Below are 22,487 nucleotides of genomic sequence, written 5' to 3'. Positions count from 1 at the left end.
GGAAGAGGTGTTCCACTTGTGCCTAAAGTGAGAGTCGTGGCCTCCCCGGACTCTCGCCTGCGCGCCGACGCCCGCGACAACCGCGACCGGATCGTGCGGGTGGCCCGCGACACCTTCGCCGAACGCGGGATCGATGTGCCCATGGCCGCCATCGCCCGCCGCGCCGGGGTCGGCGTGGCCACCCTCTACCGCCGGTTCCCCACCAAGGAGTCGCTGGTCGCGGCGGCGTTCGCCGAGCGGATGGCACACTGCGCGGTGCTGGTCGAGGAGGGGTTGGCCGACCCGGACCCGTGGCGTGGGTTCACCGCCGTGCTGGAGCGGGTGTGCGCGATGCAGGCCCTCGACCGCGGGCTGACCTCCGCGCTGATGACCGCCTTCCCCGACGCGTTGGACTTCGCCACCCACCGCACCCGCGCCCTGTCCGACTTCATGGCGCTGACCCGCCGGGCGCAGCAGGCGGGCCGGTTGCGGGCGGACTTCGGCATCGACGACCTGACCATGCTGCTGATGGCCAACAGCGGGCTGGTCACCGACAGCCCGGAGGCGGCGCTGGCGGCGTCGCGGCGGCTGGTGGCGTGGTTCCTGCAATCCTGCCGCGCCGAGCACGCCGAAGAGCTGCCGCCCCCGGTCCCGCTGGGCCTGGGGCACCTCTTCCGCCCCCGCTGACCGGGACTCAGCCCGCATGACACGCGTCGGCGAGGACCTCGCTGTGTCGGTGTGGAGGGTTCGGCATGCACACACCTGAAAGCCTGCTTCGGAACTCCTCAGAATAATCGGAGTTCCAGGTGGGACGGTCTCGAATGCAGCAAGGATCAGCCGTCATGGCAGTACTCCGATTGGGCATTCATTCTACTGTTTTTGCACTCTCGATGCTATCTTGCCGACATGAGAAAAAGGAGATCTTTCACGGCCGCCCTGATCGCGGCAATGCTCACGGTGATGGGGATGTTCGCAGCTCCCGGGGTCGGTCAGGCGAGTACATCGGACGCTTATCCGGTTACGCCGTTCTACCTGGAGTATGGCGCGAGCGTTCTCACCGGTTCCATCACCTGGTACAACCGGAACGTCAACATCACGGGCTCGGTCAAGGCGCGTTCCACGGGAAAGCAGGCTCGTTTCCGTGGCGAGTCCGCTTCCTGCCTGTCGCCACTGGAAACGCGAACGGCGTCGGTGGACACGACCCGTCCGTTCGATTTCGGCATGACCTGTGATTTTCCAGGTGGTTTCACCTATGTCCACGTGGCCCTGTGGGACGTCGACGGCAGTTTCCTGGACGGTGTCACCTGCACCAGGCAGGGCTGCTGAACCGGAGTCCGCGCCCGTTCGACATCACCCGCGACAGGGCCCGGCCCGGACGCGCGGGAGCGGTGTTCACCGTCGGTGGAGCACCCCGGCGTTCAGGACAGGGCGGGTTCGGTGAGGGTCAGGGTGGCGTCGTCGGCGTCGAGGACCGCCTCGGCGCCGAGGGGGACGGTGAGCTGCCCGGGGCAGTGCCCGAAGCCCAGTTCCCACAGCATCGGCACCCCCAGCGACGCCAGCAGGTCCGACACCACCGCCTTGACCTCCTCCAGCGGCCCGCACCCGGTCCAGGACCCCAGGGCGATGCCGCTGACCCCGGTGAACCACCCGGCGCGCAGCAGGTGGGTGAGCTGCTCGTCGACGCGGTAGGGCTCCTCGTTGACGTCCTCGAGCACCAGGATCGTCCCGTCGGCCGGGGGGACCGCGTCGAGGGTGCCGACCTCGGCGGCCAGCAGGGTCAGCGTGCCGCCGAGGAGGACCCCCTTGGCGGTGCCGTGCCCGGAGGAGGTGGTGGCCGGGCCGATGAGGGTCGTGGTCGACTCCGGGTCGAACAGGGTGGCGTGCAGGTGCTTCTGCGCGTCGTCGTCGAAGGCGTTGGTGGCGATCATCGGGGAGAACAGGGTGACCAGGTCCAGGGCCTGGCCGACCGCGGTGTGCAGGGCGGTGATGTCGCTGGACCCGGCGAGGACCTTCGGCCCGGCCTCGGCCAGGGCGGGCCAGTCCAGCAGGTCGACCATGCGGTGGGTGCCGTAGCCGCCGCGGCAGCAGAACACCGCCGCCACGTCCGGGTCGCACCAGGCGTCGCGGAAGTCCGCGGCCCGGTCGGCGTCGCGCCCGGCCAGGTAGGGCAGGTGCGGGTGGCGGTCGAGGACGTGGTCGCCGACGCGGACGGTCAGCCCCCACGACTCCAGCACGCCCACCCCGCGGGCCAGCAGGTCCTCGGGCACCGGGCCCGCGGGGGCCACGACGGCGACGGTGTCGCCGGGGCGCAGGTGCGCGGGTCGGGTGCGGCTCATCGGCTCAGCTCCAGCACCGGCACCCCGGGCGGGGTGAACCCGAAGACCTGCCCGTAGAACGACAGCTCTGCGGCGTGGGCGGCCTCGATGGTCTCCGCCCTGCGGAACCCGTGCTGCTCACCGGCGAAGCGCAGGTAGGCGTGCGGGATGCCGGACCCGGCGAGGGCGGCGGCGAAGCGGTCGGCCTGCTCCGGTGGGCAGATCCTGTCCTCCAGCCCCTGCATCAGCAGCACCGGCCCGGCCAGCCGCTGCACCCGGTTGGCCGGGGACCGCTCGGTGTAGCGCTCGGCGTGCTCGGTGGGCGAGCCGACCAGGCCCTCGGTGTAGCGGGCCTCGAAGTCGTGCACCTCGCCGCCCCCGGCGGTCCACCCGGACAGGTCGAGGATGGGGAACTGCACGGTCCCGCAGGCGTAGGTGTCGACCCCGGTCAGCGACGCCGCCGCCGTCCACCCACCGGCGGAGCCGCCGCGGATGCCCAGTCGGGCCGGGTCGGCGCTGCCCTCGGCGGCCAGCGCGGCGGCGACGGTGGCGCAGTCGGCCACGTCGAGCACCCCCCACTGCCCGTTGAGGACCTCCCGGTAGGCGCGGCCGTAGCCGGTGGAGCCGCCGTAGTCGACCGCCACGACGCCGATGCCGCGGCTGGTGAAGTAGGCGAACCCCAGGTTCAGGCCCGACCCGGCCGACCCGGTGGGCCCGCCGTGGACGTAGACCAGGTACGGGGGCAGCTCCCCCTCGGGGGCGGCGAAGTCGGGGTTGGTGGGCGGGTACACCGTGGCGGGGATGCCGCGGCCGTCCTCGGCGGTGAAGGTCCGCCGCACCGGCACCGGCAGGTACGCCGCGTCGGGCAGCGCCGGGCCGGGGTCGCCCAGGTGGGCCAGCTCCCCGGTGGACAGGTCCAGGCGCACCACCGTGGTGGCCGCGTCGGGCCCGGAGCCCACGGCGGTGACGACCCCGTCGGTGTCGGCGCCGATGTCCGACCACAGGGCCACGTCGGTGTCGACGTCGGTGACCGTGCCGGAGCGCTCGTCGAGCACGGCCAGCCGCCCGCCGCGGACCACGGCGAACCGGCCGCGGCCCAGGACGGCGAACCAGCGGCGGCCCAGCACCCACATCGGGCCGCCGATCTCGTACGGCCCGGCCGCCAGGTTCGTGGAGGTGCCGTCGAGGGTGATGCGGTGCAGGTTCCACCACCCGTCCGGGTCGGTCAGCGCCAGCAGCGCGTCGGAGCCCTCCCACTCGACCTGGCACACCGCCTCGCGAGGCCCACCGGCCACCACCCGGTGCGGGCCGAGGGTGCCGTCGGGCAGCAGGTGCGCCACGCACAGCTCGGTGCCGTCCCACGGCATCGCCGGGTGGTCCCAGCCCAGCCAGGCGGCGAAGCGGCCGTCGGGGCTGGGCTTGGGGGCGGTCATGAAGTGGTGGCTGGCGCCGAGCACCCGCACCCCGGACCCGTCGAGGGGGATGGCGACCAGGTCGCGGCGCACGTCGGTCGGGTGGTCCCCGGTGGCGGTCTCGCGCACCGCCCACACCTCCGCGCCCCCGGCGCCGACGCCCAGGTCGGCGAAGCGCTGCCCCTGGGGCCGGTCGGGCTCGGCGGTCAGCGCCACCGGCTCACCGCCGGGGTCGAGCAGGTAGACCCGCTGGTCCGACCACTCGGTGAACGCCACCCGCCCGTCGAGGACCGCGTACGGGGTGCCGCCGTACTCGTGCACCCGGTTGCGGGCGTTCCACGGGGCGGGCAGCAGCTCCTCGGGGCCGTCGGCGCCGCAGCGCACCAGGGTGGACCGGCCGCCCTCGTCGGGCTTGGCCAGGGTCCACCACACCGTGTCCCCGACCCGCCGCACCCAGGCCGGGCTGCTGCCCGGCCTGGCGACGTCGGCTTCGCCGATCGGCGAAACCCAGGTCCCGTATGACGCGATCTCCACCACAGGAGGGACCATACCCAGTGCCGAAGCGGCGACCGATACGGTTGACCAAACGGGAAAGGCACGATCTGCTCGGTTCGGCGGCGTGCACTAAGTTCGGAGGTGCCATGGCCCGTGTCATCCACGTCTTCCGCCAGCCCGACCGCTTCGTAGCAGGCACCGTCGGGGAACCCGGCGACCGCGTCTTCTACCTGCAGGCGGTCGAGAGCGTGCGCATAGTGAGCGTGACCATCGAGAAGCAGCAGGTCGCGGTGCTCGCCGAGCGCATCGGCTCACTGCTGGAGGAGGTCCACCGCCGCTTCGGCGCGGAGGTCCCCGACGGCGTGCCCGGTGAGCTCGTCGACGCCGAGCCGCTGACCGTGCCGGTCGAGGAGGAGTTCCGCGTCGGCACCATGGGCCTGGGCTGGGACGCCGAGTCCAAGGCGGTGGTCATCGAGTTGCTGGCCGCCACCGACGCCGAGGTCGACGAGTCGGTGGTGCTCGACGACACCGAGGAGGGCCCGGACGCGGTGCGGGTGTTCCTGTCGCCGGGGGAGGCGCGGGCGTTCGCCGACCGCGCCGACCGGGTGGTCAACGCCGGGCGCAAGCCGTGCCCGCTGTGCGCGGAGCCGCTGGACCCCAACGGCCACGTCTGCCCCCGGCAGAACGGGTACCGCCGCACCGAAGAGGACTAGGGCCGTGCGCCCCACCGACCCCGACGTCGGGGACTTCCTGCGCCGCGGCGCCCTCGACGTCGAGGGCAGGCTCGTCGACGCCTCCAACGCCACCCTGTTCTGCGCCATCGAGGCCGACGGGGTGGCCGCCAAGTGCGTGTACAAGCCGGTGCGCGGCGAGCGCCCGCTGTGGGACTTCCCCGACGGCACCCTGGCCGGGCGGGAGGTGGGCGCCTACCTCGTCGCCGAGGCCTCCGGCCTGGGCGGCATCCCGCCCACGGTGCTGCGCGACGGCCCGTTCGGCCCGGGCATGGTGCAGCTGTGGATCGACACCGACGACGAGGCCCCGGGCCTGGTCGACGTGGTGTCCCCGGCGCGGCTGCGCCCGGGGTGGAAGGCGATCCTGCGGGCGCACGACAGCGACGGGGAGCCCGCGGTGCTGGCGCACTCGGACTCCCCGGCCATCGCCCGCCTCGCCGCCCTCGACGTGGTGATCAACAACGCCGACCGCAAGGGCGGTCACGTGCTGCTGGGCACCGACGGCGGCGTCTACGGCGTCGACCACGGCATCTGCCTGCACACCGAGCACAAGCTGCGCACGGTGCTGTGGGGGTGGGCGGAGGAACCGATGCCCGACGAGGTCGTCGACGCCCTGGCTCGGCTGCGCTCGGCGCTGGGCGGCCCGCTGGCCGACACCCTCGGCGAGCACATCACCCGCGCGGAGGTCAGGGCCCTGCGCTCGCGGGTGTCGCGGCTGCTGTCGGCACCGGTGTTCCCCTCGCCGGACACCAGCCCGTACCCGATCCCCTGGCCCGCGTTCTGATGCCCCGGCAGTGGCCGACGTCGTTCCGCGACCGGCTGACCTCCCCGCTGCCCGGCCCCGTGCAGATGCTGCGCATCCTGCGCGAGGGCGGGTTCCGCGGGTCCACCGAGCACGCCGACCGCATCCCGGTGGTGCGCACCGGGCTGCCCCCGGCCGACCCGGCGGGGGTGTCGCTGACCTGGGTGGGACACGCCACCTACGTCATCCGGGTGGGCGGGGCGTGCGTGCTGGCCGACCCGGTGTGGTCCGACCGCATCCCCGGCACCCCGCGCCGGATCACCCCACCCGGGATCGCCTGGGAGGAACTGCCGCCGGTGGACGCGGTGGTGATCAGCCACAACCACTACGACCACCAGGACGCCCCCACCCTGCGCCGCCTGCCCCGCTCGACGCCGGTGCTGGTGCCGGGCGGGTCGGGGCGCTGGTTCACCCGCCGCGGGTTCACCGACGTGCACGAACTGGACTGGTGGGAGTCGGTGCGGGTCGCGGGCCTGACCTTCGACTTCACCCCCACCCACCACTGGTCGCGCCGCGGCCTCACCGACACCTGCAAGTCCCTGTGGGGCGGCTGGGTGATCACCGGCGACGGGCACCGGGTGTTCCACGCCGGGGACAGCGGCCACGGGCACTGGTTCACCGAGATCGGCCGCCGGTACCCGGGCATCGACGTGGCGATGATGCCGATCGGCGCCTACGACCCGCGCTGGTTCATGTCCCCGGTGCACATGGACCCCGAGGAGGCCGTGCGCGCCACCACCGAGCTGGGTGCCCGGCGGCTGGCCTCGATGCACTGGGGCACGTTCGTGCTGACCGGGGAACCGGTGCACGAACCACTGGGGCGGGTGCGGGCGGCGTGGTCGGCGGCCGGGTTGCCCACCGAGGACCTGTGGGACCTGGCCGTGGGGGAGACCCGCACCCTGCCCTAGACCTGTGCGGGAGCACGGGGTCCGTACCGCCGATGTGCTGAACACCGTGGACCACCGCTGTCGCCTGCGGTGCAATGGGGTGGTGCGGATGCTGTCCAGGCTGCTGATCCCGTCGCTGATCACGGCCGGGATGGCGACGCTGCTGGCGGTCGCCGTGAACGTGTGGACCAGCGAGTCCGTGCCCGCGCCGTTCCACCTGCTCAAATCCCACGCGCACTGGGCGGTGCTCGGCCTGTGGGTGCTCACCGCGCTGCTGGCCGCGCTGTACGAACTGCCCCGCCGCAAGGCCGCCGAGGAGGAACACGCCCTCGGCGAGCAGGATCGCCTGGGCGCGACGGTGGCGGTCGTGCGCGGCCGGGTGCACCGCGCCATCGCCCGCCGGGTCCGCGACAGCCGCCTGTTCCCCGGGCTGCCCCGGCTGCCGCAGGTGTGGCAGTCCGCCACGCCCACCCGGCTGGCCACCGACGCCACGGGGTACCTGAGGGGCGAGGACTACGTCCGCACGTTCGAGGCCGTCCCGTCCCGGCGCCTGGTGGTGTGCGGGGCCGCCGGTACCGGCAAGACCGACTGGCTGCTCACCTACGCCCAGGGCGCCCTGGAGGCAGGTGGCCCCGTGCCGCTGCTGCTGGACCTGAGCACCTGGCCGAGGGACCTGGACTTCGAGCGGTGGACCAGCGGGCAGTTCGCCGGGGAGTTCCCCGAACTCGACGACGAATTCGTGCACACCGGGCGGTTCGTGCTGCTGCTCGACGGCCTCGACGAGGTCGACCCCGAACGCAGGCGCGGGCTGCTGGACGTGCTGGGATCCGCGGTGTGGAGCGACCAGGCGATCATCCTCACCAGCCGCCCGGAAGCGTATCCCGACCACGGCCTGCTGGACGCGGCGGTCATCACCTTGCTCCCGCTGGACACCGGGCAGGTGCAGGGGTGGCTCGACCGGGTGTTCCGCACCGAGGCCGACGCCGAGCGCTGGTCGCCGGTGCGCCGCGCGCTGCGCACCCCGGGCAGCCCGGTCGCCGAGGCGCTGAGCAGCCCGCTGATGGTCACCCTGGCGGCCAAGGTCTTCCAGGACCCGGGCAGCGATCCGGCCGAGCTGGTGGACGCCGGGTCGGTCACGGGCCGGTTGCTCGACGGTGTGGTGCCCGCCGCCTACTCCCACCCCGGGGAGCGGTCGAAGTGGACGGCCGAGCAGGCCGCGGGCTGGCTGGAGTTCCTCGCCACGCACACCGGGCGGGACGGGATCGCCTGGTGGCGGCTGTACCGGCTCGTGCCCCGCTGGCGGTTCGCCGTCTGCTTCGGATTCCTGCCCGCGCTCACCGGCACCCTGATTGCCGCTGGAGCGGCCTGGCTGTTCCTCGGGGTGCTGCCCACGGGGCTGTCGGTGGACGACACCTGGGAATTCCTCAGGCAGCCGCTGCTCATCGCCCAGTCCATGTTCGACGACGCCGTCCGGACGATCAGCGGCGAGCAACAGCCGAGCGCGGCGGAGACCGCGGTGGCCGTCGGGTCGGCGGTCGGGTCGATCGCAGCGGGCTGCCTGAGCGGTGCGCTGCTCGGTGCGCGCGAGAGCGGCTGGTGGCGGCGCACGGGCTGGTCGGTCCGGGGGATCGGGCGGCCCTGGCCGACCGCTCTCCGGGACATCGGCTTCGGCGTGGTGGTCGCCGCCGCCGTGGGCGCGCTGACCGCGGCGGCCGGTGTAGCGGTGGCGAGCGTGCTGCTCACCGCGGGCGAGGACTCCAGTGCGCTGTTCTGGCTGGCCACGTGGACCGCCGTGCAGGTCGGCGCCCTCGCCGGAGCGGGCACCGGCCTGTACTCGGTGCTCTTCGGTGAGCCGCCGCTGGTGTGGTCGCGGCTGAGCCCGACCGCACCGAGCCGCCTGCGCCTCACCCCGCCGCCGTGGCGGCGGTGGGTGCTGGCCGCGGCCGGGGGTGCGGTGGCGGGCACCGTGCTCGCCCTGGCCTTCGGCGCCGGGCCGGGGCGGGTTGCGCTGCTCTGCGCGGCCGTCGCGGTGGCGGGCGTCGCCTGGCTGATCGCCGACGACCTCACCGACGACGAGGGCCCCGGGCCCGCCGACACCTGGCAGGCCCGCGGCGCCGAGCGACCCTCGGTGCTGCTGCGCGACGACGTGCTCGCGTCCCTGATGCGGGTGGCGGCCACGGTGCTGCTCGCCGCCCCGCTGTTGGCCGCGCCGTTTGTGGTGCACCCGGCCGTCGGGCGGACGTCGGCCGGGCTGCTGGTGGTGTACGCGGTGCTCCGCGAGCTGACCACCCGGTCGTGGAGCTGGTGGCTGGTGGCCGCCCTGGCACTGGCGATCCGGCGGCGCCTGCCGTGGTCGGCGCTGGGTTTCCTGGAGGACGCCCGCGCACGTCAGGTGCTGCGGGTGCAGGGTGGCAGGTACCACTTCCGCCACGCCGAGTTGGCCGACCGCCTCTCCCGCACCCCCGCGCCTCCCGCACCCGCACCACGCCGGGAGGACTGGGACTACGTGGTGGTGGGCGATCCCTACGCGGAGGAGCTCATCCGGGCGTACGACCTGATCGACGAGGGCGAGGACGCCGAGGCCCGGCCGCTGCTGGAGGCGTTGCGGGACCGGGCCCGGCGGGACGGGGACGCCGAGGCCGCGTTGGTCGCCCGTGCCGCGCTCGCCCAGTTGACGGACCGCGACGGCAGACCGGCGAGCCTGCGCGGGCGACTCACCGAGATCTTTCCCGAGGTGCTCGCCACGTTCGGCGAGGCGCACCTGCTGACGGTGCGGACCCGACTGCGCCTGGCCGACCTGCTCACCGGGGACAAGGCGATCAGGCACGTGGACGCCGTTCTGGCCGCCCGTCCGCACGACGCCGCCCCGTCGGACCCCTACGTGCGGGCCGCGCACCTGCGGGGTGTCGACCTGCACGAGGAGGGTGACCAACTGTCCCGGCTGCACCACGCGACCATGGCGGAGGCCGGTCTGCCCGCGGAGGATCCCCGCGTCGAACGGCTCCGGGGAATCCAGCTCCAGGCCAAGGCCAACGTGATCTGCACCTTCGCCCCGGCACCGGAACGGCTGGTGTCCCTGGCCGAGCTGCACCAGGAGGCGTGCACCAGGCTGCGCCCCGGGCACCCCACCACGATGACCATCCGGGTGGAGCTGGCCAAGGCCTGCGGTCGGGCGGGGCGGTGGGCGCAGGCCGAGGAGCACTGGGTCGCGATCACCGAGTGGGCGGACGGGGCGCTGGAACCGGGCCCGGTGGTGGACGGTTTCCACGAGCACCTGCGCAAGGCCAGCAGCCGCCGCCGCTCCTGAGCCGGGTGCGGGTGGTCGGCCGCGGTGCACGGGGGCGCGGTCGTGCTGACCGGTGCACCAGCCGCCTGCCTCCTCGGCGGTCGGGCCGCCCGCCGAGGACGTCGTGGTTCTGACCGTGGGAACCGGCGCCCTGGGTCGGATCTGTGTGGGAGTTGTGCTTTTCGCGTGCAGGTCCCGGGTCGCGGGTGCGCCGGGGGGCGGCGGTCGGGTTGAGTGGTGTTGATCAACCGATGTCCGGACCGCCCGGCGGTCTGTTCCTGGGGAGGAACCACCATGCGCACATCCCTCGTGGTCGCGGCGGCCGCCGCGACCCTGCTCGGCACCCCGTTCCTGGTCGCGCCCGCCACCGCCGCGCCCGTCACCGCGGCGGCGTCGGTGTGCCCGGTCGACGGTGGTGACCCGGACCCGTACACCGCCAAGGCCACCCGCGCCACCGCCTCGGTCACCACCGCCGACGGGCGCACGATCTCGGTGGAGCTGCGCTCGGGCAACAACGCCGCCGCCCAGCAGCACGCGTGGGTGAAGATCAGCTCCAGCACCCCGCTGCGCGCCACCGACCAGGTGTGGCTGGAGGTCACCGGTGACAGCGGCGCCACCTGGGCCACCTGCGGGGTCACCTCGCCGGTGGCGGGCAGCCTGTCGGCGTGGACGCACGGGTTCCGCACCTCGACCTCGGCGCAGGTGCGCATGGTGGGCGCGGTCCGGGTCGTGCAGACCCCGACCGACCTGGTGGGCCGCACCGGCACCTGGTGAGGGGCACCCCGGCCCGGGCGGGGGGCCCGGGCCGGGGGTCAGGGGCGGGGGCGGGCGTTGCGCAGGCGGATGCCGCTGAACCCGACGGTGAGGGTGGTGACCGCGTCCCAGAACGCCCACAGGTTGTCCAGCACCCGCAGTTGGATCCCGGCCTCGGCGTGCACGGCGAGCAGGTCGCCGACGGGTTCGGGTGGTCCCAGCGGGATGACCGGGCGGGTGGCGACGTGCGCGTGCGGCACGGGGGTGCCGTGCGGGCGGAAGTCGGCGGTGGGGAAGCGGTAGGCGTAGAGGCGGGTGGTGCGCAGCGCGTCGAGCCAGGCGTACTCGACCGCGTGCACCCGGTGCCCGCCGCCGGGGCCCAGGACGGTGTCGCGGTCGGCGGCGGTGGTGGCGGGGGTGGCCCAGGCCATGGCGCGCGGGCAGTCGCGGGGGAACCAGTAGTCCGGGGCCCTGGCGGCGTCGACGGCCCACACGTACGCGTCGGGTTCGGCCGCCGTGGCGGCGCGGTGCGGGGCGAAGCGGGTGATCGTCGGGTCCTCGGAGAAGTGCAGCAGTTGCCCCGGTTCCGGTCGCATGGACCGACCTTGCCGTAGGCGGTACCGGACGGGCAATCGGTTCCCCCGGCCCGCACCGGGGCCGGATCAGTCCTGGCGGGTGGGGCGCAGGGTGATGTCGCCGATCTCGACGTCGTCGGGTTGTTCGACGGCGAAGGCCACCGCTCGCGCCACGGCGTCGGGCTCCAGGCCGAGGGTGCGCATCCGCTGCCGGATCTGCTCGCGGGTCGTGGGGTCGTCGATGTGGTCGGCGAGCCCGGTCTTGACGAAGCCGGGCGAGATCGACGTCGTGCGCAGGACCCCGTCGGTGGACTCCTGGCGCAGCGCCTCCAGCAGCGTGCGGACCGCGTTCTTGGTGCCCGCGTAGACCGCCTGGGTCGGGGTGATCTTCAGACCGGAGGTCGACACGATGGTCACCAGGTGCCCGCGGCCCTGCTCGCGGAACACCGGCAGCGCGGCGGCGATCCCGTGCAGCACGCCGCGCACGTTGATGTCGATCATCGCGTCCCAGCCCTCGACGTCGAGGTCGGCCACCGGGGCGGTCCTGGCGATCCCGGCGTTGCCCACGAGGACGTCGAGGCGGCCGAACCGCTCGACGGCCGTGTCGACCAGCCGCCGCAGGTCCTCCCGCCGGGTGACGTCGGTGGGCACCACCTCCGCCCGGCCGCCCGCGTCGCGGATGCGCCCGGCCAGCGCGGTGAGCCGGTCGGTGCGCCGCGCGCCGAGCACCACGGCCGCGCCGCGCCCGGCGAGGTGCACCGCGGTCGCCTCCCCGATGCCGCTGCTGGCCCCGGTGATCGCGACGACCTTGCCGTTGACCCCGTCCATCGATGTGCCTCCCGCTCTAGACTGACAAGTGTCCGGTTACCGTGTCACATCAACCGGACACTTGTCCATTTATCGAGGGGAGGGGTGAGGGTGTCCGCTCGTGCGCACCGCTCGGACGCGGTCGCCAACCGTGATCGCATCGTCGCCGAGGCGCGCGCGGTGCTGGGCGATTCCCCGGGGACGGCCGCGGACCTGAGGCTGCACCTGATCGCCAAGGCCGCCGGGGTCGGGCAGGGCACGCTCTACCGGCACTTCCCGACCCGGGAGCACCTGCTGGCCGAGGTCTACCGGCTGGAGCTGGGCGAGTTGGTCGACGCCGTGCCCGCGCTGCTGGCCGAACACCCACCCGCGGAAGCGCTGGCCCGGTGGTTGCAGCGGCTGGTCGACTACGCCAGGGTCAAGCGCGGGGTCGTCGCGGCGATCGAGGCGTCGGCCTGGCAGGACCTGCACGCGGGCAACCACGGCAGGCTCGACGAGGCGCTCGCGGCCCTGCTCGAGCGGGGCGCGGCCGCCGGTGAGCTGCGCGACGACGTGACCGCCGCCGACGTCATCCTGCTGCTCGGCGCGCTGTCGCGGGTGCCCGAGGCCGGGTGGGACACCCGGGCCCGGGCACTGGTCGCGGTCATCCTCGACGGTCTGCGCCGCCGCTGAGCCCGCGCGGTCGGGGTGGCCGTCACCGACCACCCCGACCGCTCACGCGTGCCCGCTCACTCCGAGGCGAGCAGGTCCTGCAGTTCGGTGACGGCCCCGCGCAGTTCGGTGACGAAGGCGTTCATCTCCTCGGCGACCGCGGCGGGGGTCGACAGGTACAGGTTGAACCGGTCGGGCAGCAGCACGTAGGCCACGCCGATGCAGGTGGGGCTGGTGGAGCCGAACCCGAAGTACTGGATGTTGACCGACGGGGCGGAGCTGGTGGACAGGTAGTCGTCGCGCATGACCGTCCAGCCCGGGGTGTCGTAGAGGGCCAGGGGGGCGGTGGCGCCGAGTTCGGCGCCGCGGCGCTTCTGGATCAACTGCAGCTCCCACAGGTGCTGCTCGGGGGCCTGGCCGTTCTGGCACTCCTTGGCGCGGGCGACGTGGGCTTCGGCGGCGGTGCGGAACGCGGCCCGCTTGTCCGCCGCGGGCACCGCCGGGTCCTGCATGGCCTCGACGAAGGCGAGGACCTCGGGGGTGACCACGCGCATCGCCTCGGTGCGCCCGTTCTGGTACTGGCGGGTGGCGATGGACTCGTAGGTGGCGCCGGTGATGCCCTTGGACCGCTTGTGCGCGAGCTGGTAGGCGAGCTGGGCGAACGCGTCGGGCGACATCTTCAGCGCCTTGGCCCTGGCGGTGCCGAAGTCGGTGAACGACACGGTGCGGGTGGCGGTGGCGGCGGCGTACTCGGCGAACGCGCGCCGGGCGGCGGCGATGTCGGCGCGCAGGGCCTCGTCGAGGACGAACTCGATCTGCTCGACCGGCGGCAGGCCCTGCGGGCGGGCCCCGGCGCGCTCGGCGTGGGCCTCGGCGGTCTCGTTGAGCATGGCGTCGACGAAGCTGAGGATGGTGGTGCCGTCGAGGCCGCAGTGCTCGACGTTGATCCCGGCCCGCCCGTCGGCGAAGACGATGATCGACACGGCCTTGTCGAAGTAGCGGTTGCCGCTGTCGCCGTGCAGGAGCTGGTCACACGCGGCCTGGGTGTCGGCGGGGGCGAAGGACTCCAGGTTGACGCAGAACAGGGCGGTCTCGATGGTGTCGATCGCGGCGGCGTTGGCCGGGTCGAGGGCGATCAGCCGACCCCGGGTCTGCGCCCACTCGGCGCGGGCCTGGGTGGTCAGGGAACCGACGGTGCGGTCGGGGGCGGTGCCGTCGGCGCCCGCCTTGACCACCGCCCGCAGCCCGCCTTCGAGGTCGGACAACGAGTAGGGGGCGCCGTCGGGGCCGATGACGTCCATCCGGAACATGCTGCCCCGGTTGAACACCACCACGTGCCGGGCGGCCGACGGGCCGGGCCACTCGTCGGTGTAGGGGACGCGGACGGTGTCCTGCTCGACGCCGGGGATGCGGGTCTCGGAGAACAGGAACTTGTTCTGCTCCATCGACAGCGCCTGCCCGCGCTGGATGACCGGCGGGATCTCCTCGCGGTCGAGCAGGAGCTTGAAGTCCACCGCGGCGGTGATCAGCCCGGCGGCCCGCTGGAACTGGTCGGAGTCGGTGTCGCGGAAGAGGAAGAAGAAGTTCGCGTTGAGCGCGATGCGGTCGCGGCGCCCCAGGTACCGCGAGGGCCAGAACACGTCGAGCCAGGAGCGGGTGCCGGGGGCGTCGTTGAACCGCTCCAGGTCGGCGTGCAGGACCCTGGCCGGGCTGTCGGCGGCCAGGTAGTCGGTGACGGCGGCCTCGGTGGTGGCCAGTTGCTCGGGCGTGAGCAGCGGCGAGCACCACGTCAGGAACCGCGCGCAGGTGTCCTCCAGCGTGGGCAGCGGTACCCGGGGCAGCCGGTCCTCGTTGCCGAACGTGCGGGTGGACCACTGCTGGCTGCTGTTCACTGGCGTCCTTCTTCTTCACGCGGGGATCGACGCGTTCATCATCAACTGTGCGGGCGCGACCCCGCAATGAGCGCTGCGCAACTGGCGCGGCGTGACAAGACCCGCTGTGGTCGGGTCAGGCCCGCGGCGGGGTCGCGCCGCGCGGTCGCGACAGGTGCAGCTCGGCGTAGAGCCAGCCCTCGGACTCCAGGCCGGTGGGGTCCACCCCGGCCTCGGCGATGGTGTCGAGGACCTGGGCCTGCTCCTCGGCGGAGGCGAAGCGCCGCTGCTTGAAGGCGCCCTCGACGTGCACGGTGTCGTAGCCGAGGTCGGAGAGGGCGTCGGCGACGCGGGTGTAGGGGAACATCCGCAGCACGAAGTGCGCCATCCACGGCAGCGGCCCGTCCTGGGCGGCGGCCACGCGGGTCAGGGTGGCCTCGGTGACGTAGCCGACGCACCCGGTGGAGATGACCAGGTCGGTGCCCGAGAGCCGGGCCCGCTGCTCGGGAGTGGGGTCGCCCGCCTCCAGGTCGGCGTGCACGGTGTCCTCCAGGTACCCGGCGGCGTGGGCGTAGGCCAGGGCCGGGGCGGAGGCGTCGAACCCGACGAAGCGCACGCCGTCGAGCTGATCGCGGGAGCGGACCATGGCCCGGTCCACGGCGAGGAGCCCGTCGCGGTCGAGCGCGGTGACGGCCGGGTCGGTGTAGTGGGTGTAGAGCTCGTCCATGGTGGCGTCGCAGCGCAGCAGGGCGGCGTTGATGCCGTAGGAGCAGCCGATGTCGAGGACCTGGGGCACTGCCACGCCCTGGGTCTGGCGGTACTCCTGGATGAGCTTGGCGAAGTAGGGCTTGGCCAGCTCGGGGATCTGGTAGTCCAGGCCGCGCAGGGCCGAGAAGTAGGCGCGCGGGTCGGGCTCGGTGTAGATGTGGTCGAACGAGGTCTTGCCGGTGGCGTCGAGGTCCACGGGTGCTCGTCTCTCCTAGCCGGGGTGCGGGCGGGCGGCGGCCCGCCGCCGGGGTGTGGTCGGGGTGCGGGGCGGGTCAGTCGAGGAGGGTGTCGCCGCGCACGGCGCGACCGGCGGCGGCGAGGTGCTCGGGCAGGACCCGGCCGAAGAGCTGCCGGGTGCGCTCGACGCTGCCGATGACGCCGGGGCGCAGGCTGTAGGCGAAGATCGCCGAGTGCCGGGCGGTGGTGCCGGTGACGGTGTCGACCCGGTGCAGGGCGAAGCGGCCCTTGAAAAGCTGCAGGTCCCCGGGGCGCAGGGTCAGGTGCCGCACCAGGTCGGAGTTCCCGGCGAGCACGGCGGCGACGTCGGCGAGGTTCTCGTCGGTCTCGGTGCGGATGCCGGGGCAGTAGTGGAACTGCCCGCCCCCGTCGGATGCCTGGGTGAGCATGCTGACGGTGAACTCGTTGGTGTCGAAGTGCCAGGGGTGGGCCATGCCCGGGGGGATGACGTTGAGGCACAGCCCCGAGAGCGGGTCGGCCAGTTCGTGCAGCTCCGGCAGCTCGAAGCAGTCGGCGACGAAGCGCTGGAACAGCTCGTTGGTGTAGAGCCGCTCGATGATGGCGCCTGCGGGCAGCAGGTCGCGGGCGACGAAGGCGTTGCCGCGGACCATGGTGACCCGCCCGGGGTGCCCGGGCGGCAGGTCGGTGTCGAGGGCGATGTTGTAGGCGTTGACCGTCTCGGGTTCGTAGTGCGCCTGCGGGGCGACGGCCGCCCCCTCGGCGCGCAGGGCGTCCTGCAGGGCGGGGCGGATGAAGTCGGCGAGCACGGTGCAGCCCTGTTCGCGCAGTTCGCGGCGGGCGCGGTCGACGACGCCGGTGAGGGTGGGCCCGCCGGGGTCATCCAGCGGGTAGCGGTCGGTGTCGACCACCTCCTCGACGACCCGCGCCTGGCTGCGCGTGCGTTCCCCCGACTGGCCCGCCGATACGCCCATCGACCCCGTCCTTCCCCGCGCGCGGGTGGTTGCCGTGTCCGCCCCATTGTCCGACTCGGCGCTGGAACCGGGTTTAGCACAGCCGTCTCACCGGTTTCCATTAATGTGATCGACTTTGTGACACGACACACGAAAGCCGTGGTCACGGGGGGAGTCGGCGGCATTCTGCCGAACTCCGGGGCCGGTCATACCGCCGAATGGTGGCCTTATCCGAAGTGTGTCGACACCGGTTGTGACAATGGTGCGCGAAATTCCTCGGCGGTGACCGGCGGGGGTGCTACACCCGGCGCGGCGGTGTCACCACTGTGGACACCCGTGCCATACCGCACATCGATCATGGGAGTTCGCACACGACTGGTGTGCGAAGATGGGGTGGTGCGTGGAGACGAACGCAGGCGGGTGATCGTGGCCCGGCTGCGACAGGGACAACGGGTCGAGGTGGCCGCGGTGGCCGCGGAGACGGGCGCCTCGGAGATGACGGTGCGCCGCGACCTCGACGCGCTCGCCGCGACCGGGGTGCTGCGCCGGGTGCACGGCGGCGCGGTCGCGGCCACCCCCGGGTCGGTGGAGCAGCCCTTCGCCACCCGGGCCACCGCGGGCGCCGAGGCCAAGCGGCGCATCGCCGCGGCGGTGGCGGCGATGGTGCGCGACGCCGAGGTCGTGGTGCTCGACTCGGGCACCACCGCGGTGCAGGTGGCCAAGGCGCTGCGCGGGCGCCCGGTGACGGTGATGCCGCTGTCGCTGCACGCCGCGCGCGAACTCCTCGACGACCCGCAGGCGCGGGTGCTGATGTGCGGCGGTGAACCCCGCCGCGGGGAGTGGGCGCTGACCGGCCCGCTGGCGGTGGCCTCGCTGCGCGCGGTGCGCTTCGACGTGGCGGTGATCAGCCCCTGCGGGTTCGACACCGCCACCGGCCTGACCGCGGTCGACCTCGACGACGCCCAGGTCAAGCAGGAGGCCATGGCCGCGGCGGGCCGGGTCCTGGCCGCGGTCGACGGCGGCAAGTGGGGCCACACCGCCATGGCGCGCATCTGCCCGGCCGACCGGGTCGACGTGCTCGTCACCGACGACACCGCACCGGCCGCGGACCGGGCCGAACTGGCCGGAATGGGAGTGACGATCCATGTCTGCTGACACACCCACCCTCCCGCGCGCCGCGCGCGCGGCGACCTGGGGGTTCTTCGGCCTCAACGGGTTCGTGCTCGGCTCGTGGGTGGTGCACATCCCGGTCGTCGAGCACGACACCGGCATCAGCCACAGCACCCTGGGCGCGCTGCTGCTGGTCTTCGGCGGCGCCGCGTTCGCCGGGATGCAGGTCACCGGGCCCCTGGCCGACCGGTTCGGGCACCGGGTGGTGGTGCCCGCGGCGGCGGCGCTGCTGTGCGTGGCGGTCCTGGGCCCCGGCCTGGCAGGAGGCCCGTGGACGCTGGGGGCGGCCCTGGTGGCCTTCGGCCTGGGCAACGGGGCGTTGGACGTGGCGATGAACGCCCACGCCGTGCAGGTCGAACGCGCCTACGGCCGGCCGGTGATGTCGGCGTTCCACGCGGTGTTCTCCATCGGCGGCGCGGCAGCGGCGGGCATGGGGGCACTGGTGCTGGGCCGGGTGCCCACCGAGCTGACCCTGGGGTGCGTGGGCGCCGCCGGGTTGCTGACCGCGGCGGTCTCGGCCCGGTTCCTGCTGCCCGGCCGCCCCGCCGCCGAGACCGCCGCGGACACCGGCGCCACCACGCGGGCCCCGCGGCGGCTGGTGTGGCTGCTGGGCGTGCTGGCGTTCGCGCTGATGCTCTCCGAAGGGGTGGCCTACGACTGGGCGGCGGTGCACCTGCGCGACGTGCTCGACACCCCGCCGGGGGTCGCGGCCCTGGCCTACGGGGCGTTCTCGGTGGCGATGACGGTCGGCCGGTTCACCGCCGACGCCGTCGCCGCCCGGTTCGGGGCGGTGCGGGTGGTGCGCTACGGGGCCGCCCTGGCCGCGGTCGGGCTGGCGGGGGCGGCGCTGTCGCCGTGGGCGGTCCCGGCGATCGCCGGGTGGGCGGTGTTCGGGGTGGGCCTGTCCGGGTGCGTGCCGCAGCTGTTCACCGCGGCGGGCAACCTCGACCCCCGCTCGTCGGGGGCACTGCTGGCCAGGGTGGTGGGCCTGGGCTACCTGGGCCTGCTGGCCGGACCCGCGGTGATCGGCGGGCTGACCCACTGGGTTGCGCTGAACACCGCGTTCGCCCTGCCGGTGGTCCTGTGCGTGGTGGGCGCGGTCGGCGCCCGGGTGCTGCGACCGGCACCCGGCGCCGAGGCACCCGGGACTACGACGGCGGGTACTGCGCAGCCTTGAGCAGCCGCGCCAGGTGCGCGGTGTTCGCCGCGAGGGTGGCGGTGGTGGAGGCCACCGCCTCCGGGGTCTGCTCCAGGTCCTTGTAGTCGGTGCCCTGCATGGCCTCACCGTTCCAGTAGGTGGCGCCCCCGGCGGGGATGGTGAACCCCACGTCGTTGAGGGCCTGGAACAGGTCGGCGCTGACCTTGTGCGCCCCGTCCTCGTTGCCGACCACGCACACCACCGCCACCTTGCCGTAGGTCAGCAGCCTGCCCTCGTCGTCGGACTCCGACAGCTCCCCGTCGAGGCGTTCGAGGACCCGCTGCGCGACGCTGCTGGGGTGCCCCACCCACACCGGGGTCGCGATCACCAGCACGTCCGCGGCGAGCAGCTTCTCCCGGATCCCCGGCCACGCGTCACCGGCGCCCATGTCGACGAGCACCCCGGGCTTGACGTCGTGGTCGACCACTCGCACCACCTCACCGCTGACCCCGTGCCCGGCGAGGGCGTCGAGGACCTGGCGGGCGATGAGGTCGCTGCTGGAGTCCTGCGGCGACGGGGTCAGGGTGCAGACGAGGGCCAGTGCGCTCAGCGGTGTGCTCATGGCCGTGCGGCTACCCGCCCACCCGGCGGGGAAACGCCCGGCGTGGCGGGTCGGCGGGCGGGCGCGGCGCCGGCTAGCGTGGCGGGGTGCGCTCGCAGAACTACGGCCGCGATATCACCACCGGCCGCCCGCCCAAGCAGATCCCCGAGGTCCTCGCCGAGGTCGGCACCGTCGCCGAGGACCCCGCCTCCGGGTTCTGCGGGGCGGTGGTGCGCTTCGAACGCGGCGACGTCGTGCTGGAGGACCGCCACGGCCGCCACCGGGTGTTCCCGCTGACCCCCGCCGGGTTCCTCGTCGACGGCCGCCCGGTCACCCTCGTCAAACCCCCCACCCCCGCCGCCCCGGCGGCACCGGCGCGGTCGGCGTCGGGGTCGGTGCGCGTCCACGGGCTGCGCGCCCGCACCGCCCGCGAGAGCCGCATCTGGGTCGAGGGCGTGCACGACGCGGAACTGGTCGAACGGGTCTGGGGCCACGACCTGCGGGTGGAAGGGGTGGTGGTGCAGCCCCTCGACGGCATCGACCACCTCGCCGAGCGGGTCGCCGACTTCGGCACCGGCCCCGGCCGCCGGTTGGGGGTGCTGGTGGACCACCTGGTGGCAGGCAGCAAGGAGTCGCGCATCGTCGAGGCGCTGCGCGACGAGCAGGTCATGGTCACCGGGCACCCCTACGTCGACATCTGGCAGGCGGTGAAACCCGCGGCGGTGGGCATCGCGGCGTGGCCGGACGTGCCGCGCGGGGTGCCGTGGAAAGAGGGGGTGTGCGCCGCCCTGGGCTGGGGTGACCCGGCGGAGGGGTGGCGGCGGGTGCGCGCGGCGGTGACCGGGTTCCGGGACCTGGAGCCGCCGCTGGTGGGCGCGGTGGAGCGGCTGATCGACTTCGTGACCGAACCGACTGCGTGATCCGACCGCCCGACTGCCGTTTCCCCCACCCCCGGCCCCCGGATGGAGGATGATGGGGTCATGGCGGCGCTGCTGTGGCTCATCGCGGGGATCGTGCTCATCGTCGCCGAGGTCGTCTCCGGGGACCTGGTGCTGCTCATGCTGGGGGTCGCCGCGCTGGCCGGGGCCGGGGCCGAGGCCCTGTTCGGGGTGACCCTGCTCAGCGCCGGGGTGTTCGCCGCGGTGTCGATCGGGCTGATCACCGCGGCCCGCCCGGCGCTCAAGCGCAGGCTGCACCCCGGCGAACAGGTCAAGGACAACGTCGCCGCCCTCGTCGGGCAGCGGGCCACCGTGCTCGCCACCGTCGACGGCACCGGCGGGCGGGTCCGCCTGGGCGGGCAGGAGTGGACCGCGCGCACCCTCGACGAGACCCAGGTCCTCGAACCCGGCACGTCGGTGACCGTCATGCAGATCTCAGGCGCCACCGCGGTGGTGTGGGCCGACGGGCTGTGAGCCCGCCGGTGTGGAAAACAAGCAGGTAGGAGGTTCTGGTGACGCCGACTCTCATCATCGCCATCGTCGTGGTGGTGTTCGTGCTCACGATCGTGATCAAGTCGGTGCTGGTGATCCCGCAGGCCCAGTCGGCGGTGATCGAGCGCCTGGGCCGCTTCCGCAACGTCGGCGAGCCGGGCCTGAACTTCCTGGTGCCCTTCTTCGACCGGGTGCGCGCCCGCATCGACCTGCGCGAACAGGTGGTCTCCTTCCCGCCGCAGCCGGTGATCACCCAGGACAACCTCACCGTCTCCATCGACACGGTGGTCTACTTCCAGGTCACCGACTCCCGGGCGGCGGTCTACGAGATCTCCAACTACATCATCGCCGTGGAGCAGCTCACCACCACCACCCTGCGCAACGTCGTCGGCGGGATGAGCCTGGAGGAGACCCTGACCTCCCGCGACCAGATCAACCAGGAGCTGCGCGGGGTGCTCGACTCCGAGACCGGCCGCTGGGGCATCCGGGTCGCCAGGGTCGAGCTCAAGGCGATCGACCCGCCGCCGTCGATCCAGGACTCCATGGAGAAGCAGATGCGCGCCGACCGGGAGAAGCGCGCGATCATCCTCACCGCCGAGGGCCAGCGGGAGGCGGCGATCAAGACCGCCGAGGGGCAGAAGCAGTCGCAGATCCTCGCCGCCGAGGGCGCCAAGCAGGCCACCATCATGGCCGCCGAAGCCGACCGGCAGTCGCGCATCCTCAAGGCCCAGGGCGAGCGCGCCGCCCGCTACCTGCAAGCCCAGGGCCAGTCCAAGGCCATCGAGAAGGTCGTCGCGGCCATCAAGGCCTCCCGCCCCACCCCGGAGGTGCTGGCCTACCAGTACCTGCAGACCCTGCCCACCATGGCCCAGGGCGACGCGAACAAGGTGTGGATGATCCCCACCGACTTCTCCAAGGCCCTGGAGGGCTTCGCCCGCCAGCTCGGCGCCAAGGGCGACGACGGGGTGTTCCGCTACGAACCGCCCACCGACGCCCCCACCGGCCCGTCGGCCACCGAGGACGAGGAGGAGGTCGCGGGCTGGTTCGACACCTCCACCGACCCGCGCATCGCCGAAGCGGTCCGCGCGGCCGAGGCGGTGGCCCGCAAGGAGGTCGACAGCCCGCTGAGCACCCCGGGCATCCCCACGCTGGGCGCACGCCCGCAACCGGCGGCACTGACCGACCGCGACCGCCCCCAGGCGATCGACCCGCCCGCCGCACCGCAGGTCTGACCCGACCGCGAAGGCCCCCGCCAGATCCACACCGATCCCCGGGGGCCTTCGCCGTGCCACCGGGGATCAGGTGTGCTCGACGCGGACCTCGGCGGCGCCGCGCGCACCCGCCACCACCTCGGCCTCGGCCGCCACCGCCCGCCGCACCGACCCCGGCAGCGGCGCGAACCCGGCCACGGTGATCACCAGCTTCCGCCCCGACGCCCTGGCCCGCCACGTCCCCACGACCTCCCCACCGGCGAGCACGGTCCCGGGGCCGCCGATCACCTTCCACACCCGGGCCCGCTCCGCCGCGTCGGGCACCAGCGTCTCCCGGTCGCGGGCCTGCACCAGCGGGTCCAGCGGCGGCAGCAACCGCACCACGTCCGCCTCCGGGGCACCGCGCAGGGCCTCCAGGTCGGCCTCCGGCAACCACATCCGGGCGCCGTCCACGTCG

General features: G+C 73.7%; 22 protein-coding genes. 13 read left to right on the top strand and 9 right to left on the bottom strand.

The features are described 5' to 3' along the window. The first annotated feature begins 36 nt into the window (after positions 1-36). Both L6E12_RS22965 and L6E12_RS22960 read left to right on the top strand, forming a co-directional pair. A complete protein-coding gene (locus tag L6E12_RS22965; protein ID WP_236229998.1) occupies positions 37-666 on the top strand; it encodes a TetR/AcrR family transcriptional regulator in 630 nt (209 codons plus the stop codon). A gap of 219 nt (positions 667-885) precedes the next feature. Continuing rightward, complete coding sequence (locus L6E12_RS22960; protein WP_236229997.1) at positions 886-1,305, top strand: hypothetical protein; 420 nt, start codon at positions 886-888, stop codon at positions 1,303-1,305. A 92-nt stretch (positions 1,306-1,397) separates the two neighbouring features. Here the strand turns inward: L6E12_RS22960 and L6E12_RS22955 are convergent, their stop codons facing one another. After that, a complete protein-coding gene (locus tag L6E12_RS22955) occupies positions 1,398-2,315 on the bottom strand; it encodes an LD-carboxypeptidase (RefSeq protein WP_236229996.1) in 918 nt (305 codons plus the stop codon). Next, positions 2,312-4,243 (bottom strand): S9 family peptidase, encoded by a 1,932-nt coding sequence (locus L6E12_RS22950; protein ID WP_236229995.1) that lies wholly within the window; start codon positions 4,241-4,243, stop codon positions 2,312-2,314. The genes L6E12_RS22955 and L6E12_RS22950 overlap by 4 nt, the downstream gene beginning before the upstream one ends. 104 nt (positions 4,244-4,347) lie before the next feature. Between L6E12_RS22950 and L6E12_RS22945 the strand changes: the two genes are divergently transcribed. The 5 genes from L6E12_RS22945 to L6E12_RS22925 all read left to right on the top strand — a co-directional run bounded on the left by L6E12_RS22945 (position 4,348) and on the right by L6E12_RS22925 (position 10,681). Beyond that, entirely contained in the window at positions 4,348-4,914 is a 567-nt protein-coding gene (locus L6E12_RS22945; protein ID WP_236229994.1) for a DUF3090 domain-containing protein, read from the top strand. A gap of 4 nt (positions 4,915-4,918) precedes the next feature. Beyond that, complete coding sequence (locus tag L6E12_RS22940; protein WP_236229993.1) at positions 4,919-5,716, top strand: SCO1664 family protein; 798 nt, start codon at positions 4,919-4,921, stop codon at positions 5,714-5,716. Beyond that, positions 5,716-6,642, top strand: coding sequence for an MBL fold metallo-hydrolase (locus L6E12_RS22935; RefSeq protein WP_236229992.1), 927 nt, complete (start codon positions 5,716-5,718; stop codon positions 6,640-6,642). Before L6E12_RS22940 ends, L6E12_RS22935 begins: the two co-directional genes overlap by 1 nt. A gap of 82 nt (positions 6,643-6,724) precedes the next feature. Continuing rightward, positions 6,725-9,928, top strand: a complete 3,204-nt coding sequence (locus L6E12_RS22930) for an NACHT domain-containing NTPase (RefSeq protein ID WP_236229991.1) — start codon at positions 6,725-6,727, stop codon at positions 9,926-9,928. A gap of 273 nt (positions 9,929-10,201) precedes the next feature. Next, positions 10,202-10,681, top strand: a complete 480-nt coding sequence (locus tag L6E12_RS22925) for a hypothetical protein (protein WP_236229990.1) — start codon at positions 10,202-10,204, stop codon at positions 10,679-10,681. A 38-nt stretch (positions 10,682-10,719) separates the two neighbouring features. On the opposite strand, the gene L6E12_RS22920 is transcribed toward L6E12_RS22925, so the two are convergent. After that, a complete protein-coding gene (locus L6E12_RS22920) occupies positions 10,720-11,256 on the bottom strand; it encodes a DUF6886 family protein (RefSeq protein WP_236229989.1) in 537 nt (178 codons plus the stop codon). 66 nt (positions 11,257-11,322) lie between these two features. Then, on the bottom strand, positions 11,323-12,063 hold the full coding sequence (locus L6E12_RS22915) for an SDR family oxidoreductase (RefSeq protein WP_236229988.1): 741 nt from the start codon (positions 12,061-12,063) through the stop codon (positions 11,323-11,325). A 90-nt stretch (positions 12,064-12,153) separates the two neighbouring features. Between L6E12_RS22915 and L6E12_RS22910 the strand changes: the two genes are divergently transcribed. Then, complete coding sequence (locus L6E12_RS22910) at positions 12,154-12,714, top strand: TetR/AcrR family transcriptional regulator (RefSeq protein WP_236229987.1); 561 nt, start codon at positions 12,154-12,156, stop codon at positions 12,712-12,714. A 56-nt stretch (positions 12,715-12,770) separates the two neighbouring features. Here the strand turns inward: L6E12_RS22910 and L6E12_RS22905 are convergent, their stop codons facing one another. The 3 genes from L6E12_RS22905 to L6E12_RS22895 all read right to left on the bottom strand — a co-directional run bounded on the left by L6E12_RS22905 (position 12,771) and on the right by L6E12_RS22895 (position 16,501). Next, positions 12,771-14,585: a choline/carnitine O-acyltransferase gene (locus tag L6E12_RS22905; RefSeq protein ID WP_236229986.1), complete on the bottom strand. Its 1,815-nt coding sequence runs from the start codon at positions 14,583-14,585 to the stop codon at positions 12,771-12,773. Between the two features lie 115 nt (positions 14,586-14,700). Next, the gene (locus tag L6E12_RS22900; RefSeq protein ID WP_236229985.1) at positions 14,701-15,528 is read right to left on the bottom strand and encodes a class I SAM-dependent methyltransferase; all 828 of its coding nucleotides are present in this window, start codon (positions 15,526-15,528) and stop codon (positions 14,701-14,703) included. 76 nt (positions 15,529-15,604) lie between these two features. Further along, positions 15,605-16,501 (bottom strand): arpA protein, encoded by an 897-nt coding sequence (locus tag L6E12_RS22895; RefSeq protein ID WP_236229984.1) that lies wholly within the window; start codon positions 16,499-16,501, stop codon positions 15,605-15,607. A gap of 375 nt (positions 16,502-16,876) precedes the next feature. Between L6E12_RS22895 and L6E12_RS22885 the strand changes: the two genes are divergently transcribed. Next, a complete protein-coding gene (locus tag L6E12_RS22885) occupies positions 16,877-17,635 on the top strand; it encodes a DeoR/GlpR family DNA-binding transcription regulator (protein ID WP_308075132.1) in 759 nt (252 codons plus the stop codon). After that, complete coding sequence (locus tag L6E12_RS22880; RefSeq protein ID WP_236229983.1) at positions 17,625-18,827, top strand: MFS transporter; 1,203 nt, start codon at positions 17,625-17,627, stop codon at positions 18,825-18,827. Before L6E12_RS22885 ends, L6E12_RS22880 begins: the two co-directional genes overlap by 11 nt. Here the strand turns inward: L6E12_RS22880 and L6E12_RS22875 are convergent. Continuing rightward, positions 18,799-19,410 carry a flavodoxin family protein gene (locus L6E12_RS22875; RefSeq protein WP_236229982.1) on the bottom strand — a complete coding sequence of 204 codons (612 nt, stop codon included), beginning with the start codon at positions 19,408-19,410 and terminating at the stop codon, positions 18,799-18,801. The genes L6E12_RS22880 and L6E12_RS22875 overlap by 29 nt on opposite strands. 86 nt (positions 19,411-19,496) lie before the next feature. Between L6E12_RS22875 and L6E12_RS22870 the strand changes: the two genes are divergently transcribed. From L6E12_RS22870 to L6E12_RS22860, 3 genes are read left to right on the top strand one after another with little or no spacing between them, the layout of a single operon-like run. Continuing rightward, the gene (locus L6E12_RS22870; RefSeq protein ID WP_236229981.1) at positions 19,497-20,309 is read left to right on the top strand and encodes a DUF3097 domain-containing protein; all 813 of its coding nucleotides are present in this window, start codon (positions 19,497-19,499) and stop codon (positions 20,307-20,309) included. Between the two features lie 60 nt (positions 20,310-20,369). After that, on the top strand, positions 20,370-20,801 hold the full coding sequence (locus L6E12_RS22865; protein WP_236229980.1) for an NfeD family protein: 432 nt from the start codon (positions 20,370-20,372) through the stop codon (positions 20,799-20,801). Between the two features lie 38 nt (positions 20,802-20,839). Beyond that, positions 20,840-22,051: an SPFH domain-containing protein gene (locus L6E12_RS22860; RefSeq protein ID WP_236229979.1), complete on the top strand. Its 1,212-nt coding sequence runs from the start codon at positions 20,840-20,842 to the stop codon at positions 22,049-22,051. Positions 22,052-22,117: 66 nt separating this feature from the next. Here the strand turns inward: L6E12_RS22860 and L6E12_RS22855 are convergent. Continuing rightward, a partial coding sequence (locus tag L6E12_RS22855) for a DNA glycosylase AlkZ-like family protein (RefSeq protein ID WP_236229978.1) occupies positions 22,118-22,487 on the bottom strand: 370 nt, incomplete at its 5' end.

Source organism: Actinokineospora sp. PR83, from assembly GCF_021056305.1.
Taxonomy (GTDB): domain Bacteria; phylum Actinomycetota; class Actinomycetes; order Mycobacteriales; family Pseudonocardiaceae; genus Actinokineospora; species Actinokineospora spheciospongiae.
Note: the sequence above shows the minus strand (reverse complement) of the source record. Positions and strands in the feature narration are given on the sequence as shown.

Bases quoted from the DNA above. Each gene is read 5' to 3' on its own strand.
- L6E12_RS22960 (WP_236229997.1), top strand. From the start codon at position 886: ATGAGAAAAAGGAGATCTTTCACGGCCGCCCTGATCGCGGCAATGCTC.
- L6E12_RS22955 (WP_236229996.1), bottom strand. From the start codon at position 2,315: ATGAGCCGCACCCGACCCGCGCACCTGCGCCCCGGCGACACCGTCGCC.
- L6E12_RS22945 (WP_236229994.1), top strand. From the start codon at position 4,348: ATGGCCCGTGTCATCCACGTCTTCCGCCAGCCCGACCGCTTCGTAGCA.
- L6E12_RS22935 (WP_236229992.1), top strand. From the start codon at position 5,716: ATGCCCCGGCAGTGGCCGACGTCGTTCCGCGACCGGCTGACCTCCCCG.
- L6E12_RS22925 (WP_236229990.1), top strand. From the start codon at position 10,202: ATGCGCACATCCCTCGTGGTCGCGGCGGCCGCCGCGACCCTGCTCGGC.
- L6E12_RS22920 (WP_236229989.1), bottom strand. From the start codon at position 11,256: ATGCGACCGGAACCGGGGCAACTGCTGCACTTCTCCGAGGACCCGACG.
- L6E12_RS22915 (WP_236229988.1), bottom strand. From the start codon at position 12,063: ATGGACGGGGTCAACGGCAAGGTCGTCGCGATCACCGGGGCCAGCAGC.
- L6E12_RS22895 (WP_236229984.1), bottom strand. From the start codon at position 16,501: ATGGGCGTATCGGCGGGCCAGTCGGGGGAACGCACGCGCAGCCAGGCG.
- L6E12_RS22880 (WP_236229983.1), top strand. From the start codon at position 17,625: ATGTCTGCTGACACACCCACCCTCCCGCGCGCCGCGCGCGCGGCGACC.
- L6E12_RS22875 (WP_236229982.1), bottom strand. From the start codon at position 19,410: ATGAGCACACCGCTGAGCGCACTGGCCCTCGTCTGCACCCTGACCCCG.
- L6E12_RS22865 (WP_236229980.1), top strand. From the start codon at position 20,370: ATGGCGGCGCTGCTGTGGCTCATCGCGGGGATCGTGCTCATCGTCGCC.